Annotated in this window: 17 protein-coding genes; 6 read left to right on the forward strand and 11 right to left on the reverse strand. The window is 61.7% G+C overall.

All coding sequences use genetic code 11. The annotated features are described in order from the left end of the window. Nucleotides 1-53 precede the first annotated feature (53 nt). The 3 genes from C2U37_RS15595 (at nt 54) to udp (ending at nt 3061) form a co-directional block, all read left to right on the forward strand. The gene (locus C2U37_RS15595) at nt 54-419 is read left to right on the forward strand and encodes a GspH/FimT family pseudopilin (protein ID WP_104452646.1); all 366 of its coding nucleotides are present in this window, start codon (nt 54-56) and stop codon (nt 417-419) included. A 101-nt stretch (nt 420-520) separates the two neighbouring features. Next, nucleotides 521-1552 (forward strand): IS630-like element ISAhy2 family transposase, encoded by a 1032-nt coding sequence (locus C2U37_RS15600; RefSeq protein ID WP_001809438.1) that lies wholly within the window; start codon nt 521-523, stop codon nt 1550-1552. Between the two features lie 753 nt (nt 1553-2305). Beyond that, entirely contained in the window at nt 2306-3061 is a 756-nt protein-coding gene (gene udp / locus C2U37_RS15610) for a uridine phosphorylase (protein WP_010674037.1), read from the forward strand. A 107-nt stretch (nt 3062-3168) separates the two neighbouring features. Here udp and C2U37_RS15615 read toward each other — a convergent pair whose 3' ends face one another. Then, on the reverse strand, nt 3169-3900 hold the full coding sequence (locus C2U37_RS15615) for an RluA family pseudouridine synthase (RefSeq protein ID WP_104452647.1): 732 nt from the start codon (nt 3898-3900) through the stop codon (nt 3169-3171). A 194-nt stretch (nt 3901-4094) separates the two neighbouring features. Between C2U37_RS15615 and rihA the strand changes: the two genes are divergently transcribed. Together rihA and C2U37_RS15625 are read left to right on the forward strand one after the other, a co-directional pair. Beyond that, nucleotides 4095-5030, forward strand: coding sequence for a pyrimidine-specific ribonucleoside hydrolase RihA (rihA, locus tag C2U37_RS15620; protein ID WP_010674039.1), 936 nt, complete (start codon nt 4095-4097; stop codon nt 5028-5030). A gap of 29 nt (nt 5031-5059) precedes the next feature. After that, entirely contained in the window at nt 5060-5536 is a 477-nt protein-coding gene (locus C2U37_RS15625; RefSeq protein WP_029314217.1) for a hypothetical protein, read from the forward strand. A gap of 96 nt (nt 5537-5632) precedes the next feature. Here C2U37_RS15625 and C2U37_RS15630 read toward each other — a convergent pair whose 3' ends face one another. The 3 genes from C2U37_RS15630 to C2U37_RS15640 form a co-directional block, all read right to left on the reverse strand. Further along, nucleotides 5633-5929 (reverse strand): winged helix-turn-helix domain-containing protein, encoded by a 297-nt coding sequence (locus C2U37_RS15630; RefSeq protein ID WP_039039881.1) that lies wholly within the window; start codon nt 5927-5929, stop codon nt 5633-5635. Further along, nucleotides 5926-6456 carry a DUF1523 family protein gene (locus C2U37_RS15635; RefSeq protein ID WP_010674042.1) on the reverse strand — a complete coding sequence of 177 codons (531 nt, stop codon included), beginning with the start codon at nt 6454-6456 and terminating at the stop codon, nt 5926-5928. The genes C2U37_RS15630 and C2U37_RS15635 overlap by 4 nt, the downstream gene beginning before the upstream one ends. A gap of 178 nt (nt 6457-6634) precedes the next feature. Beyond that, the gene (locus C2U37_RS15640; RefSeq protein ID WP_104452648.1) at nt 6635-8257 is read right to left on the reverse strand and encodes a methyl-accepting chemotaxis protein; all 1623 of its coding nucleotides are present in this window, start codon (nt 8255-8257) and stop codon (nt 6635-6637) included. Between the two features lie 164 nt (nt 8258-8421). On the opposite strand from C2U37_RS15640, the gene C2U37_RS15645 reads away from it, so the two are divergent. After that, nucleotides 8422-9054: a LysE family translocator gene (locus C2U37_RS15645; protein WP_039039878.1), complete on the forward strand. Its 633-nt coding sequence runs from the start codon at nt 8422-8424 to the stop codon at nt 9052-9054. A 142-nt stretch (nt 9055-9196) separates the two neighbouring features. Here the strand turns inward: C2U37_RS15645 and C2U37_RS15650 are convergent, their stop codons facing one another. From C2U37_RS15650 to C2U37_RS15680, 7 genes are all read right to left on the reverse strand, one after another. Further along, the gene (locus C2U37_RS15650) at nt 9197-10300 is read right to left on the reverse strand and encodes a beta-N-acetylglucosaminidase domain-containing protein (protein WP_104452649.1); all 1104 of its coding nucleotides are present in this window, start codon (nt 10298-10300) and stop codon (nt 9197-9199) included. 45 nt (nt 10301-10345) lie between these two features. After that, nucleotides 10346-12073, reverse strand: coding sequence for a potassium/proton antiporter (locus C2U37_RS15655; RefSeq protein WP_010674047.1), 1728 nt, complete (start codon nt 12071-12073; stop codon nt 10346-10348). A 268-nt stretch (nt 12074-12341) separates the two neighbouring features. Continuing rightward, on the reverse strand, nt 12342-12485 hold the full coding sequence (locus tag C2U37_RS15660; protein ID WP_104452650.1) for a hypothetical protein: 144 nt from the start codon (nt 12483-12485) through the stop codon (nt 12342-12344). Next, nucleotides 12485-13171 carry a M15 family metallopeptidase gene (locus C2U37_RS15665; protein ID WP_104452651.1) on the reverse strand — a complete coding sequence of 229 codons (687 nt, stop codon included), beginning with the start codon at nt 13169-13171 and terminating at the stop codon, nt 12485-12487. Before C2U37_RS15665 ends, C2U37_RS15660 begins: the two co-directional genes overlap by 1 nt. A gap of 29 nt (nt 13172-13200) precedes the next feature. Continuing rightward, nucleotides 13201-14328, reverse strand: coding sequence for a succinyl-diaminopimelate desuccinylase (gene dapE / locus C2U37_RS15670; RefSeq protein WP_039039875.1), 1128 nt, complete (start codon nt 14326-14328; stop codon nt 13201-13203). Nucleotides 14329-14350: 22 nt separating this feature from the next. After that, nucleotides 14351-14701: an ArsC family reductase gene (locus tag C2U37_RS15675; protein WP_104452652.1), complete on the reverse strand. Its 351-nt coding sequence runs from the start codon at nt 14699-14701 to the stop codon at nt 14351-14353. Between the two features lie 374 nt (nt 14702-15075). Next, nucleotides 15076-15390, reverse strand: a complete 315-nt coding sequence (locus C2U37_RS15680; RefSeq protein WP_010674057.1) for a hypothetical protein — start codon at nt 15388-15390, stop codon at nt 15076-15078. Between the last annotated feature and the right edge of the window lie 167 nt (nt 15391-15557).

Below are 15557 nucleotides of genomic sequence, written 5' to 3' on the forward strand. Positions count from 1 at the left end.
TGGCGATATGGCAATCAGTGGTTAGGCTTTATTTGTTCAAGGAGGATATCGCTATGAAGAATGTGAAAGGATTCACATTGCTTGAACTGATGATAGCGGTCAGTTTGGGCGTCATTTTACTCGGTATTGGGGCCCCGGCTTTATCCAGCTTGCTCAGCGGAAACGCTCTGCATTTCGAGTCCCGTAACATACTGAAAAACATGAGATTCGCTCGTAGTCAAGCAATTGACAATCAGACGGTAGTGACTGCGTGTTTGGCTGATGCCAACGACAATTGCGTAACGGCAGACCCCTCGCATTTCTTGGTGTTCATTGACGACAATGCAAATGACGTCCTGAACAATGGAGAGCAGGTTTTGGTAAGAAGTGCAGATTTCCCCAGCTCACTGACAGCAACTAACAGCATCACCTCTAAATAGCTGTTCCGAATAGTAGATCACCGGAGGAAGGGAACTCAGTCCAGTTTGTGCGATCTGATTAGTCGCTAAACAAAACAAGCCACACCCAAAGGACTGAGTTGATGCCTATCCTACCACCTCTGCCACGACCACAACGGCGCCGCATTCACAAAATCATCCATGCCACCCGTGATAAAGGACATGCTCGTCGCTTGATGGCCATCTTGCTGTTACATGAAGGACGCACGATCACCGATGTTCATCACCTTACCGGCGCTGCGCGCTCGACCATCGGTCGTTGGCTTCGGTGGTATCGAGATGAAGGCATAGATGCGCTAGAAGCCTTACCGGCTGGCCGTGCCCCAGTCTTACCTATCGCCAAGATTGTCACCCTACTGGTGCTGCTCATGCAGTTTTCTCCGCAAGATTTTGGTTATCAGCGCAGCCGTTGGTGTACTGAACTATTGGCTATAAAAATCAATCGGTTAACAGGGCTCAATGTGGCAGCCTCCACGCTCCGCCGATGGTTACCTCGTATGGGCATTGTCTGGCGCAGGCCCGTGCCGACCTTGCGGATAAAAGACCCAGCCTATCAGGAAAAAATGGCGAATATCGACGCCGCGCTGGCCCGCTGTGATGCCGATAATCCGGTGTTTTATGAGGATGAAGTCGATATAGACCTCAATCCCAAATTAGGAGCCGACTGGATGTTCAGAGCGCAGCAAAAGCGGGTTGTCACACCGGGGCAGAATGCCAAGCATTATCTGGCAGGCGTTCTCCACGCAGGCAACGGAAGGGTACTTTACGTCAGCGGGATCAAGAAAAACTCATCGCTGTTTATTGCCATGCTGGAAAAGCTGCGCCACCACTACCGACGAGCCAAAACCATCACGTTGATCCTCGATAACTACATCATTCACAAAAGCAAACAGACCGAGCGATGGTTGAAGAAGAATCCCAAGTTCTGCCTGGTGTTCCAGCCAGTTTACAGCCCTTGGGTTAATCACATAGAACGGCTATGGCACAAGTTACATGAAACCATCACGCGCAATCATCAATGCAGAGGGATGGCAAACCTGCTGGCCCGAGTGAAACACTTCATGGATACCGTGTCTCCTTTCCCGGGGAATGGCTATGGCACAGCGAAGGTGTAGCACTATTGGGATCAGTTATTTAGCACTTTCAGCCCGGATGGTACTCGGGATATCGATGATGAAGATGAACATTTCATCAGCCTCTGTATCTCAGGTAATGCACAGGTCAATCTTGTGACGCCACCAAGTGGCCGAACCCGTCAAGAAACTCAAGCATTCATCTGCCAATAGCATCTTTCATTCTCGGCGGAATCTGCATCGCCGAGAATGATAAATACCATGCTCCAGTCGATAGTCATTTTCCCCGTAAGAATTTCTCATTTTTCGCGGCGGGCTACACCTGGATATCCGCTGCCGCTTCCTGCAGGCAGCCCGCCCCCATCAGGTTGATTGCGGGAATGTAGAACTTGAATGTCGCCATGATGGACTCCGTATGATTAGCCATTAAGTGGTATTCGGGCGCCAACATAACAGCGTCGGAGGGGATGAGAAGGGGTCAATGGTATCTCGTTTGCAACTTTGTGGACTCGATCGCGCTCTTTAAATGGACGGTCGCTCAAGGCTTGAAAAGGGATGGGAGAGCAAAAGGAGCGTAAAAACGTTTTTCAAGAAATTCATCATCTTAGCAAACGTTTCGCGCCATTTTTGTCAGCTTTGAAGCGCAGAAGTGTGAGGCGCATCAAGGAATTGGAAAGCGCTTTCGACCATAGTTGGCGCCTCCCCGGATGAGGGGACACCGGCTTGAAAGTACCGTAAAGAATCACCTTAACTGCACTCGGCTGCCATGCGGCGGGGCGCAACCAGGAGTCCACTATGTCTGATGTATTTCACTTGGGTTTGAAAAAAGCGGATCTGCAAGGCGCCACCCTGGCGATCGTCCCCGGTGACCCCGAGCGCGTGAAGCGCATCGCAGAACTGTTGGACAACCCGGTGCACCTGGCCAGCCATCGTGAATTCACCACCTGGCGCGGCGAGATGGACGGCAAGGCCGTGATCATCTGCTCCACCGGTATCGGTGGCCCGTCCACCTCCATCGCGGTGGAAGAGCTGGCCCAGCTGGGTATCCGTACCTTCCTGCGCATCGGCACCACCGGCGCCATCCAGCCGCACCTGAACGTGGGCGACGTGATCGTCACCACCGGCTCCGTGCGCCTCGACGGTGCCAGCCTGCACTTCGCGCCGATGGAGTTCCCGGCCGTGGCCGACTTTGACTGCACCACCGCCCTGGTGAACACCGCCAAGGAGCTGGGCTCCAAGCTGCATGTGGGCGTCACTGCTTCTTCTGACACCTTCTACCCGGGTCAGGAGCGTTACGACACCGTATCCGGCCGCGTGGTACAACGTTTCCAGGGTTCCATGAAAGAGTGGCAAGCCATGGGCGTGCTGAACTACGAGATGGAGTCCGCAACCCTGCTGACCATGTGTACCAGCCAGGGCCTGCGTGCGGGCATGGTGGCCGGTGTCATCGTGAACCGTACCCAGCAGGAAATCCCGAACGCCGAAACCATGGCGAAAACCGAATCTGATGCCATCAAGATCGTGCTGGGCGCCGCCCGCAAGCTGATCTGATAGCACCACACCGAGTGGGGGGTGGGGGCCGTTGCGAAAGCGCGGCCCCTATCTTTATCCGCCGTTTGCCTCTTTTGCCTTCCTGGCCCTGCTTTCCCCCTTCTTCGTTACCCCTGTTGCCCCGTCATGGCCGCCAGTGCCTGCGCAAAGGGCGCTTCACAGCGGATCTGTACCGCTTCGCCGCTCACCGGGTGCACAAAACCGAGTTCACTGGCGTGCAGCATCAGTCTGAGGGCCCGTTCGCAGCCGGGCGGGAGCAGGCCGCCATAGAGATCGCATCCCAGGATGGGGTGGCCCAGCCACTGGCTGTGGATGCGCAGCTGGTGGGTGCGCCCGGTTTCCGGTACCAGCCTGACCCGGGTCAATGGCACCGGCTGGCCTGCCCCCTCCAGGGTGAGCCACTCCATCACCCGATAGCGTGAGCGGGCGGGTTTGCCGCTGGCGGCGCAGATGCTCATCAGCGGGAACAGCGCCGGATCCTTGGCGATGGATGCGTCGATGACGCCCTCATCCGCCGCCAGATGGCCGCAGAGCAGTGCCTCGTAAGCCTTGCTCACGGTGCGCTGGCTGAACTGGTGGCAGAGCAGGGCGTTGATGCTCTTGTTTTTGGCCACCACCATGACGCCCGAGGTGCCAAAGTCGAGGCGGTGCACCAGGGTGCAGTCGGGGTAATCCTGTACCAGCCGGTAATGGACCGAATCGAGGTTCTGCGGGTTCTTGCCCGAGAGGCTCAGCAGGCCGCTCGGCTTGTTGATGAGCAGCAGATGCGCATCCTCAAACAGGATCTCGATGGTGGCGGCGCAGGGCGGAGCAACAAAGGTGTCGATGATGGTGGACATGGGGCAACCGGACGATGAAGGGGGAGGGATCATACCCGAACGATGGCGGCGCGGCGAATCTGGGTGTCCGCTCCCAAGGCATATCGCCAAGTACTTGATCTCGTTGGTTGAGGCGTTTTGTGACTCCCTCCTGAGTTCATCTGCCCATCTCTTGCTAAGGTATGGCTCCCTGTCATGTTGTAAGGAGTCTGTCCATGGCGTTGCCCGTTATTCTCGATTGCGATCCCGGCCACGATGATGCCATCGCCCTCATTCTGGCGCTGGCGAGCCCCGAGCTGAAGGTGCTGGCGGTCACCACCAGCGCGGGCAACCAGACCCCGGACAAGACCCTCAACAATGCCCTGCGCATCCTGACCCTACTCGGCCGCGACGACATTCCGGTGGCGGCGGGGGCTGCCAAGCCTCTGGCCCGTGAGCTCATCATCGCCGACAACGTCCACGGCGAATCGGGGCTGGACGGCCCAGAGCTGCCGGATCCCGCCTTTGCTCCCCGGGCGATGAGCGCCCTTGAACTGATGGCAAGGTGTCTGCGCGAGAGCCCGGAGCCGGTCACCCTGGTGCCGACCGGGCCGCTCACCAACATTGCCCTCTTGCTGGCTGCCCACCCCGAGCTCAAGCAGAAGATCGCCCGCATCGTACTGATGGGGGGCGCCGCCGGTGCGGGCAACTGGACCCCCGCGGCGGAATTCAATATTTATGTGGATCCCGAAGCGGCCGATATGGTCTTCAAGTCGGGGCTGCCCATCACCATGTGCGGGCTGGACGTGACCCACGAGGCCCAGGTGATGGACGAGGATATCGAGCGGGTACGCGCCATTCCCAACCCGGTGGCGCAGTGCGTGGCACAGCTGCTCGACTTTTTCATGATCTATCATCGGGATCCCAAGTGGGGATTTGCTGGCGCGCCGCTCCATGACCCCTGTACCATCGCCTGGCTGCTGGCGCCCTCCCTGTTTCACGGGGTGGAGTGCCGGGTCGATATCGAAACCGGCGGAACCCATACCCTGGGCATGACGGTGGTGGATCGCTACGACCTGACCGGCAAACCGGCCAATGCCCTGGTGCTGCTGGGGCTCGACAGAGTCGGTTTCATCGAGTTGCTGGTGCAGCGACTGCGCTCATTTGGTTGACATCCTGGACATCGGATAAGGGGTTGGGAATGTGGAAAGGGACGTTGGCGCTGCTGACATGCATGCAACTGACGGGTTGCGCGACCCCGTTCGAGAAGATGTGGCAGGGGCTGGCGACCTGCGAGCTGGACACCCTTCATCTCGACATCGAGACCGGGCGCCCGGCCAATCCGCAGCTCGCCATGTATACCCCTGACAAGGTGAGCGAGGGCTTTGCCTGGTACAAGGTCCATCAGGAGTTGCACGGCCTGCCCATCGTCGGTTTCCTGGTGCCGGCCTCCACCTTCGAGGTACATGCCCTCTTCGTGGATACCCCCATCGCCAATGCCCGCAGGCTGACACATAACGCCTATGGCAGCGAATTTTCCGACGAGAGGCTGCATGACGAGGGGATGGCCCCCCTGTTGCTGCGCGACCCCAACAATCCCAAGCGCTCCATCATCGACTGCACCCGGGGTGAGTCGGCGGAGCCGCTGCCGGAAGAGTCTTTCGGCGAAGGGGAGTGAGCCCGGGGGAGGGCAACGGGATATCAGGCCAGACAAGAAAGGGGCCAGCCGCAAGGCTGGCCCCTTCTCTATGGGAGCAGACCCGGGTCCGGGGTGTCAGGGATACCCCAGGGTCTGCCTGATGACGGGAAGCTGCGCAGCAATCCAGGCCGGATTGATGGGCCCCCAGTCGCTGATGCGGTAGTGCCCCTGCAGATGGCGAGCCCCCTCGGTCTGCTCGAAGGCGCACTGGATGTCGAGCTCCGCCAGGGCGCTGAGGGTGTCCTGGGCGGTGCGGCGCGGCATGCCGGTCGCCTCCATGATGGCGGGCACGGTGTCCGTGCCCTGACTGATGAGGTGAGCCACGTAGAGCCGGCGATAGAAGCTGGTGCGGGTCTTGCTCGGCTCGCTCATATCTCGTCCTCGAGGCGATCGAAGTAGCGCCAGGTGGCGATGGCCGCCTTGCCCATCACCAGGGCCCAGACACCGAACCAGAACCAGCGGAAGAAGCTCCAGGTGGAGGCATCGGGCTCGGTGCTCGCGATCTTGGTGACGTTGGGGAACATGGAGAACATGTTCACGCGCCAGCCGTAGGAGGTGATGATGGCCAGGCGTTTTTCGAACTCCATGGACTTGGCCTTGGCCTGGACGTCGGCGGCGTTGAACTTGAAGTAGAAGGGCCAGCCCCATTCGGTGTCTTCATTGCGAAACACCCGGATCTTCTCGCCGGGGCGCTCGGTGTAGATGTAATAGACGTCGGTGGTGGGGCCGTCAGCCGGGTTCTTCTGGCTGATGGGGCCATCCTTGTCGGTGCGCTTCACCTCCACCCCGGTGATGGTGGCGATGGTGTGCTCCGGCAGATAGAAATCGAGCCAGAGTGCGGAGAGCAGGGCGATGAGGCCGAGCATGATAAAAGCGGGTTTCTTGAACTTCAGGCTCATGATGATCTCTCGATGAGGGGGAGTGACGTGCCTCTACCATACCCACATTTGCGAAGGCAGCCCAGCCCCCAATGACACCTTGATGGCAAAAACCCGTTTTAAACAGGAGGCGTGAAGGGGGAGGGGCAAGTGCGGGGCCTGCGCCGGGCCCCGCGGTATCGAAGAGATCCTCGCAGTATCAGAGCTGGAACTGGGCGAGCTGCCTGCGCTGCTGCTCGGCGAGCTGTGACAGTTCGTGACTGGCGGCGGCACTCTGGCTGATGCCGGCGGCGTTCTGGTTCACGATCTCGTGGATGTTGGTTAGGTTGCGGCTGATGTCGGCGGTGACGCAGGATTGTTGTTCTGCCGCGGTCGCCACCTGGGCGTTGGCACCGTTGATCTGGTTGACCGCATCCGTGATGCCCCCCAGCAATGCCTGTACCTCGGCGGAGAGCTGCTGGTTGTGGCCGAGGATCTCCAGGGTCTGCTGCACGCCGCTGTTGGCGGAGAGGGACTGGCTCTGCAGCTGCTCGATGATGGCCTGGATCTCCTTGGTGGAGTCCTGGGTACGGGCAGCCAGCAGGCGCACTTCGTCGGCCACCACCGCAAAGCCGCGGCCGCTTTCACCGGCGCGGGCCGCCTCGATGGCGGCGTTGAGGGCCAGCAGGTTGGTCTGCTCCGAAATGCTCTGAATGACTTCGATCACCTTGCCGATCTGCTCGGACTGGGACTTGAGCCTGGCCACCACAGTCGCGGCGTTCTCCAGACTGCCCGCCATGCGGCCGTTGGCCTCGATGCTTTCGGCAAACAGGGCCAGCCCCTGTTCGACCCGACTGTTGGCATCCCGGGCCAGCTCGTCGGCCAGGGCGGCGTTGTGGTTGACGTTGTCGGCGGTGCTGGCCAGCTCGGTGACGGCGGAGGCCACCTGTTCGGTCTCACCACGCTGCTGCTGGGCGTTGACCTCTGCCTGGGTCATCACAGCGGCAAGCTCGGTGGCGGCGGAGGCCACATTGCCGCTGATGCCGGTCAGGGTCTGGATGGTGTTGGCAAGCTGGCTCAGGGTCCGGTTGATATCGCTGGCGAGCTGGCCCAGCTCGTTGTTGCCTTCGGCATTGGCACGCACGTTGAAGCGGCCGAGGGCGACGGCGTGCATCACCTCCTGCAACTGGCCGATGGGCTGCACGATGCGCCCGGAGATCCACCAGCCACCCAGCAGGGCCGCGATCAGGGTGCCCCCCATCAGCAGCAGGGTGCGCAGCAGGGTCGCGCGGTAGTGGGCCTGCTCCTCGGCAATCTCAGTCTGGGTCAGCTGATTGATGTGGACGGACATGGCATCGATCTGCTTGATGAGCGCCTCCCCCAGATCGCGAAAGTGCAGGCGGGCCTGCTCATAGGCGGCGGGATCGCCACTGCCTTGGTACTTGGCGGTCAGCAGGGGCAGCATGCTGCTGCGGGTATGGCCGAGGTAGGCCTGCAGGGCGGCCGCGACCTGACGGTTGTCCTGCTCGGCACCGGTGACAACCAGTCTGGTCAGGATGGCGCCAATCTCCTGCTCGGCGGCGGAGAGCTGGGCCGGCAACTGGGCGAAGAGGGCCTCATCGTAGAGGCCGTAGATGGCGTTGGTGCGCAGCCGGTAGGTGGCGTGGATCAGGGCCGCGATGTCGTCCTTGTGGCGGGTGACGCTGGCGGTAGTTTCATTCATGTCCTGAATGGCACCGTCGATTTCCTGTTTGCTGATCACGGCCATCAGCAGCATCAACAGGCTGGCGAGCAGGAGAGGGATAAGCACTTGAAGACGAATGGACAGATTATTCAATGACATGAAAGATCCTAACCCGAAAGAGGAGTGAAGCGGCATCTTACACAGGCGCGACAATCCTTGTCACAGGGTTTTTAATGCTAAATTCTTGCTGAATGAAAAGGTTTTTCTTGTGTTAAAAGAGTGTGATAGGCAAGATCGTCTGCTTGTTACCCTGGAGGTGTAGTGTGTCCGACTGGATTGATCCCGCCATCTTGGCGCTCTTTATTCCCACGTTCTTTTTTGTCTCAGTAACCCCCGGTATGTGCATGACCCTGGCGATGACCCTGGGCATGAGTCTGGGGGTGCGCCGTACCCTGCACATGATGTGGGGGGAGCTTGTCGGCGTCGGCCTGGTCTCCGTGTTGTCGGTGGTCGGGGTGGCGGCAGTCATGCTCAATTACCCGGCCCTGTTCTCCGCATTCAAATATGTAGGTGGCGCCTACCTGGTCTGGCTTGGCATCCAGATGTGGCAGGCCAAGGGCAAGATGGCCATCCCGGCGGATCTCTCGGCGGGTCAGCAGACCAGCCCCATGGGACTGGCCGTGCAGGGTTTCGTGACCGCCATCGCCAACCCCAAGGGGTGGGCCTTCATGGTCTCCCTGCTGCCCCCCTTCATCAATGCGGCCAAGCCGATGGCACCCCAGATAGGGGCCCTGGTCGCGCTCATCCTGGTCATCGAGTTCTCCTGCCTGATGCTCTATGCCAGCGGTGGCCGCACCTTGCGCCATTTCCTCGCCAAGAGCGGCAATGTCACTCTGATGAACCGGATAGCGGGCTCTCTCATGCTGTTTGTCGGGGTCTGGCTGGCCTTCGGCTAAACACCCGCTCCATCTGCCGCCCTATGTGACGCCATGGGGCACCTGAAGAGACATCATGCAAAAAGGCCACCTCCCTGCCCGGGAGGTGGCCTTTTACATGGGCCCGTTTTTTCATGAACCCACTTTTCATGGACTCATGAGGTCAGTCGGTCAGGCAGTCCGGATCGAACACGTATTCCCCGGCCAGCCAGCGCAGGATCTCGTTCACGCAGGCCTGATCTTGGAACGGCAGGTAGCGGCTCTTGAGGTGGATGACCTGCTCGGGGGTGAGCTGGGCCAGACCGATGTCCTGGAAGAGCGGCAGGTCGGCCTGGATCATGGCGGAGATCTGCGGCCCGCAGGTAGCGTTGAGGGAGGCGTGCAGCGCCTTGTCAGGATCGTACTGCTTGCCGAGCTTGTAGCTCATGGGCAGGGTGGCGAGCGGCAGGGCAGAGAGGGCCGCCTGTTTCATGGGATTGACCGCATGGCCGCTCACGAGATCTGCCAGCTCTGCCGGACGGTTTTCGAAGGCGCGCAGGTGCAGGAAACTGCTCGCCTTGCTGCCGTCATTGACCGGATAGTTGTCCCACAGGAAGGGCTTGCGATGGAGCCAGTCGGCGGCCTGTTTGAGGTGGGCAGCCGGATACTCGGTGGAGCAGACTTTGGGGCCGGTCCAGAAGACATCGATGCGCTTGTCGAGCCCCTGACCCAGATCCTGCAGATAGTGGGGGGGCATGGCACCGAACACCTTCTCCAGCACCGGATCCGTGCTGTAGTAGCTGGGGCAGAACAGCAGGCGGCCTGCGTCGGTGTGGGCCGCGATGTCGTGGGCGATGGTGAGCTGCCAGTGGGCGAGATCCGGGGTGTCCCCCTTCATGTCGTCAAACAGGATCGCCAGGATATCGGGCTTGAGCGCCTCCTCGATGAGCCTCACCTTCTCCAGCAGGGCGGGTCGCTGGCGGGCATAGTCGTGATGGGCCCCCATGGGGCTCAGGCCCACCCCGAAGGCCAGACCGTTCTCCCGGCACTGGCGGGCGAGCTGGCACAGGGCTTCAAGCTGGTCGGCGGGCCAGGGTGTGGCCCAGTGCTTGCGCAGGTAGCCGTCTTCCTTGGGGGCGTAGAGGTAGCAGCCATAGCCGTGGCGGGGCAGCCACTGGGCGTAGCGGGCACGGGCTTCCCAGCTCCAGCCCTTGCCAAAGAAACCCTCGATGAGGCCAAGCTTGGGCGAGGGAGGATACAGACCGGACAACAGGGTTTGATAAGGCATGGTTCACTCCCTTCTCACACAAATGCGGGCTACGATGGCCGGCGCCTAGACGGGGTCTTCTTCCAGGAAGCGCACCCCTATCTTGCGGGGTTCACCCTCTTCCATTTCCGCCACCGTCCAGAGCAGTCCCTGCCAGGCGACATGGTCACCGACCACCAGATTATCGCCCAACTGATGGGCAATAAAATCGCCGAGGCTCTGATCCGCCACCTCGCTCACATCCAGCCCGTAGAGCGGGGCGAGATCCACCAGCCTGGCGTTGGCCTCCAGCAGGAAGTCACCGAAGAAGCGCGGGCCCAGATCCTGCTCCGGCGCCTGGCTGAAGAGCTGACCGAGGGCGGGCAGGTCGTGCTCGTGGCCGATGACGCAGAGGATGTCATCGGATTGCAGGCAGGTACTGCCCGAGGGGTGGAGCAGCTCCTGGCCGCGGAACAGGGCGCAGATGCGGGTGCCCTGAGGCATGCGCAGCTCCCGCAAGGGGGAGCCGATGCACCACTTCTCGGCGCTCAGGCGATAGACGAAGGTCTCCCACTGGCTGTCGAGATCGATTTCCAGCCCAGAGCGGTTGATGGGAGAGGGCGGTGCGGGCACCTCCACTCGCGCCAGCTTTGATGCCAGCGGCAGCGAGCTGCCCTGCAGGATCAGCGAAACCAGCACCACGAAGAAGGCGACATTGAAGTAGAGCTGGGCATTGGGCAGCCCTGCCATCATGGGGAAGACCGCCAGGATGATGGGCACGGCGCCGCGCAGCCCCACCCAGGAGATGAACCAGCGCTCGCGCGGCGCGAAGTTCTTGAACGGCAGCAGTCCAATCCAGACCGACACCGGACGGGCAAACAGGATCATCCACATGGCCAGGGCCAGCGCCGGCAGGGCGATGGGCAGCAGCTTGTGGGGCGAGGCGAGCAGCCCCAGCACCAGGAACATGCCGATCTGGCTGAGCCAGGTCAGGCCGTCCAGCACGGAGAGGGTGGTGCTGCGGCTGCGCAGGGAGAGGTTGCCAAGCAGCAGGCCGGTGAGGTAGATGGCGAGGATGCCGCTGCCCCCCACCGCCGTGGTGAGGGCGAAGATGAGCAGGCCGCCGCTCACCGTGAGCAGGGGATAGAGACCGGGGGCGAGCTTGGCACTGTTGATGAGCTTCCACAGCAGCCAGCCCCCCGCAAGGCCGATGCCAGCGCCCAGACCAAACTGCTTGACGAGTTGCAGCAGCAGGAAGCCGGCATCCAGCCCCTGCTGGGCGGTAGCCAGCACCTCGATCAGGGTGACGGTGAGAAAGACCGCCATGGGATCGTTGCTGCCCGATTCTATCTCCAGGGTGGCGCTGACCCGCTCGTTGAGGCTGCGCCCGCCGAGCAGGGAGAATACCGCCGCCGCATCGGTGGAGCCGACGATGGCACCGATGAGCATCCCCTGCATCAGGTTGAGGTCGAACAGCCAGGCGGCGGCGAGGCCCGTGAGGCCGGTGGTGATGGCCACCCCGACCGTGGCCAGCGAGAGCGCGGGCCAGAGCGCGACCCGAAAGGAGGAGACCCGGGTGCGCATGCCGCCGTCCAGCAGAATGATGGCCAGTGCCAGGTTGCCCACCAGGTAGGCGACCGAGTAGTCGGCGAAGTGGATGCCGCCGGGACCATCCTCACCCGCCAGCATGCCGACGGCGAGGAAGATGACCAGAATGGGGATGCCGACTCTGGAGGAGAGTGCGCTCAACAGGACACTGGCGCCCACCAACAGGGCACCGATGAAGAAGAAACTGTTGACGGTGGTGGCATCCAATGGCGAACTCCTTATGTCGGGCTGCAAAACAGGCACATTATATGCAGATTGACCCCCTTTGTGTGGCTTAATTGTGCATTGTTTTGCAGTTTTTTACGTTTGTTGCGCAGTTTTCAAGCAGGGCGAGGGCGGAGTGCCCGCGCGGGAAAGCGCAGGGAAAGGGGGCAATGGATGGGGCTTTCAGTGCAGGCCGAGGGGGGCGGCAGAGGGCGAAAAAATACCGTGGACGGGAAGGGGGCAGGAGCGCCGACGGGCTCCTGCGAGGGGGTCAGTCGTCGTCGTCCTTGACCTCCCGGATCTTGTCCTTGTACTTGGGCAGCTGTTTCTCGAGCTGCTTCATGTCCTTGATGGCGTTGAGAAACAGGCCGAGCAAAAACAGCAGCGGCAAGCCTATCCATAACCACAAGCTCATCAGAATCTCCTTTCGTGGTGTGCCGGGGTGACATAGCAGGCCAGGATCTCGTCGAGATGAGCCAGGATGCACTCCTTGCCTTCAATATCCGCCCGTTCCAGACAAAGCGCCAGCGCCGCCGGATCCAGGGCCAGCCCGTCGGATTCGGGCGCGAAGCTCAGGTGCCAGGGCTCGTAGGCCACCCCCTGATCCGGTTGCTCCCCTTTTGCATAGGGCAGGAAGAAGCCGAAGTCGTTCATGTGATCGTCCAGCCATTCGCGCAAATCGGCAAACCAGCCGCCCGCCTCGTACTCCCAGGGTTCCAGCGCGAGCCGGGTGCCGGCGGGCAGGCAGTCCGGATCGTAGATGTCGAGATCCGTGCCCCAGTGATGGCGGCTGGTGCCGGGCAGGGCGCTCCAGTGCAGGATGGCGTGCAGTCGCTCGGTCTCGCCCAGTTGCAGGGCATCGAGGGGCTGGTTGTGCGCATCCAGCAGAGGGCGCTCCCCGCGCCATTTGCCGTTCCAGATGGCGAGCTGGCGCTCGAAGCCGCGCCAGCTGGAGGCCGCCTGCAGGTTGAAACCGGCATGGGCGGCAGCCACCTGCATGTCGTTGAAGGCCGCCGCGGTGGCGGCGGTCAGACGATGGGGGCCGCGCCCCACCAGGATGAGGTGGCTCTCATCCAGCCCAAGCAGTTGATCCTGATTCATGGTCTGGTCTCTCTTGTCCGGAGCACCGCTCATGCCAGCAGTCGTGCCAGCACCCCTTGGTACATGTCCGCCAGCAGATCCAGATCGTCCGCCTTCACGCACTCGTTCACCTTGTGGATGGTGGCGTTGACCGGGCCGAGCTCGATGACTTCCGCCCCGGTGGGAGCGATGAAGCGCCCATCGGACGTGCCCCCCGTGGTGAGCAGGGCCGGCTGCTGGCCGTTCACTGCCGCCACGGCGGCGACGGTGGCTTCCAGCAGGGCGCCGGTGTCCGTCAGGAAGGGCTGGCCGGAGAGGGTCCACTTCAGCTCGAAGTCCAGGCCGTGACGGGTCAGCAGCGCCTCGACCCGCTCGCGGATAGCCGCATCGGTGAGCTCGGTGCTGAAGCGGAAGTTGAACTGGACCTGCAACTCCCCCGGAATGACGTTGGAGGCGCCGGTGCCGCCCTGGATGTTGGCGATCTGGAAGCTGGTGGGGGGGAAGTAGGCGTTGCCTTTGTCCCACTCGATGGCGGCGAGCTCCGCCAGCGCCGGTGCCGCCTTGTGGATAGGGTTGTCCGCCAGATGGGGGTAGGCGACGTGGCCCTGCACCCCGCGCACCAGCAGATCGCCGGTGATGGAGCCGCGACGGCCGTTCTTCACCACGTCCCCGACCTGGGCGGTGGAGGAGGGTTCGCCGACGATGCACCAGCGGATCTTCTCGTTGCGTGCCTCCAGGGTGTCGATGACGCGTACCGTGCCGTTGATGAAGGGCCCCTCTTCATCCGAGGTGATGAGAAACGCGATGGAGCCCTTGTGGTCCGGGTGCTCGGCCACAAAGCGCTCGGTCGCCACCACCATGGCGGCCAGGGACCCCTTCATGTCGGCGGCGCCCCGGCCATGGAGCATGCCGTCCTTGATGGTCGGCTCGAATGGCGGGGTGTCCCACTTCTCCAGGGGGCCGGCGGGTACCACGTCGGTGTGGCCGGCGAAGCAGAAGAGGGGACCCTCGCTGCCACGGCGTGCCCAGAGGTTGGTGGTGTCCTCAAAGACCATGGGTTCGATGACGAACCCCAGGCGCGCGAGGCGCTCCGCCATCAGGGTCTGGCACCCTTCATCCAGGGGGGTCACGGAGGGGCGGCTGATCAAATCCTTGGCCAGTGTGATGACGTCCGACATCGGTGTTCCTTAACAGAAAAAGTTAACGGGAGAAGAGGGATTGATAGAGGTCTGCCTTGAAGCCCAGGGTCAGGGTACCGTCCTGGTCCAGCAGCGGGCGCTTGATCATGGCCGGGTGGGCCAGCAGCAGGTCATGGGCCTTGGCGGTGTCGAGCCCCTGTTTTTCTGCTTCCGGCAGGGCGCGGAATGTGGTGCCACGGGTGTTGAGCAGGGCTTCCCAGCCCAGCTTGGCGAGCCAGAGATCGAGCTGTTCCGGGCTCAGACCGTCGGCGCGGTGATCATGAAAGCGGTAATCGATACCCGCCTCCTCCAGCCACTTGCGGGCCTTCTTGATGGTGTCGCAGTTCTTGATGCCATAGAGGGTGGTGGCCATGGGGGATCCTTTGTCTGCGGGCCGGCGGCCCTGAAATCGTGCAAGGGCCCGATTCTGGCATTGTGGCCCCCCCATGGCAACGCTCATGGCCGGATGGGCTGGTTTTACCAGTCAGGCCGAGTGGAGAAGGGAGGGGGCCGCGCGCCAGCACACGCTGGTCTGGGACGGGATGCGCTGCGGCATCAAAGGGGGAGACCGAGGGAGGAGGCCCTTATGCTGCACACCTGGCCGGATAGGACGACAGGGGGCAGGGAGCCTCACAGGGAAGCACACCTGGCCGGATGGGGCCGCTGGGGCCGGGGAAGAAACGGCGGGGGCCAAAAACCAGAACGCGCCTGCTGGTCTGGGCGCGTTCCGGATTCAGGGGGCGGCACTCAGTGCAGGGTGGTCCACTCGTGATCGAAGACCCGTGCCCGCTCCCAGGGGGCATCCGGCAGGCTGGAGGAGAGGCCGGCGTATTTGCCCACGTCATCCATCACGATGGCGGAGAGAATGGGCAGGTGATTTTCGGTGCAATACATGCGGATGCGTTGCAGCAGGGTACGCAGTTCATCCTGGCACTGCTCCAGCCCGGCCTGCCTGGCCAGTTTGGAGTAACGAATGGTGGTGCGTTCCTTTGCAGACTCGACGAGGATGTCCCACAGCTTGCAGTCGCAGGTCGGGGTGCCTGCGGTGGCTTGGTTTGTCATAACTCTCTCCGGTGCGAAATGGTCGCTCTGTGTCGACGGGCATCTTGGCCAGTTCACCCCGGCGGGATGTTGATCCAACGCAAACAAAGTGGCGGTTGTCGGTCAGGGATACCCTGGGGAGCATTCTAGATCCAGTTCCTTGATGTTAAATGTCGTTTTTAATTTTA

The sequence above is a fragment of the Aeromonas sp. ASNIH1 genome (assembly GCF_002934285.1).
In the GTDB taxonomy this organism is placed as follows: Bacteria; Pseudomonadota; Gammaproteobacteria; order Enterobacterales; family Aeromonadaceae; genus Aeromonas; species Aeromonas caviae.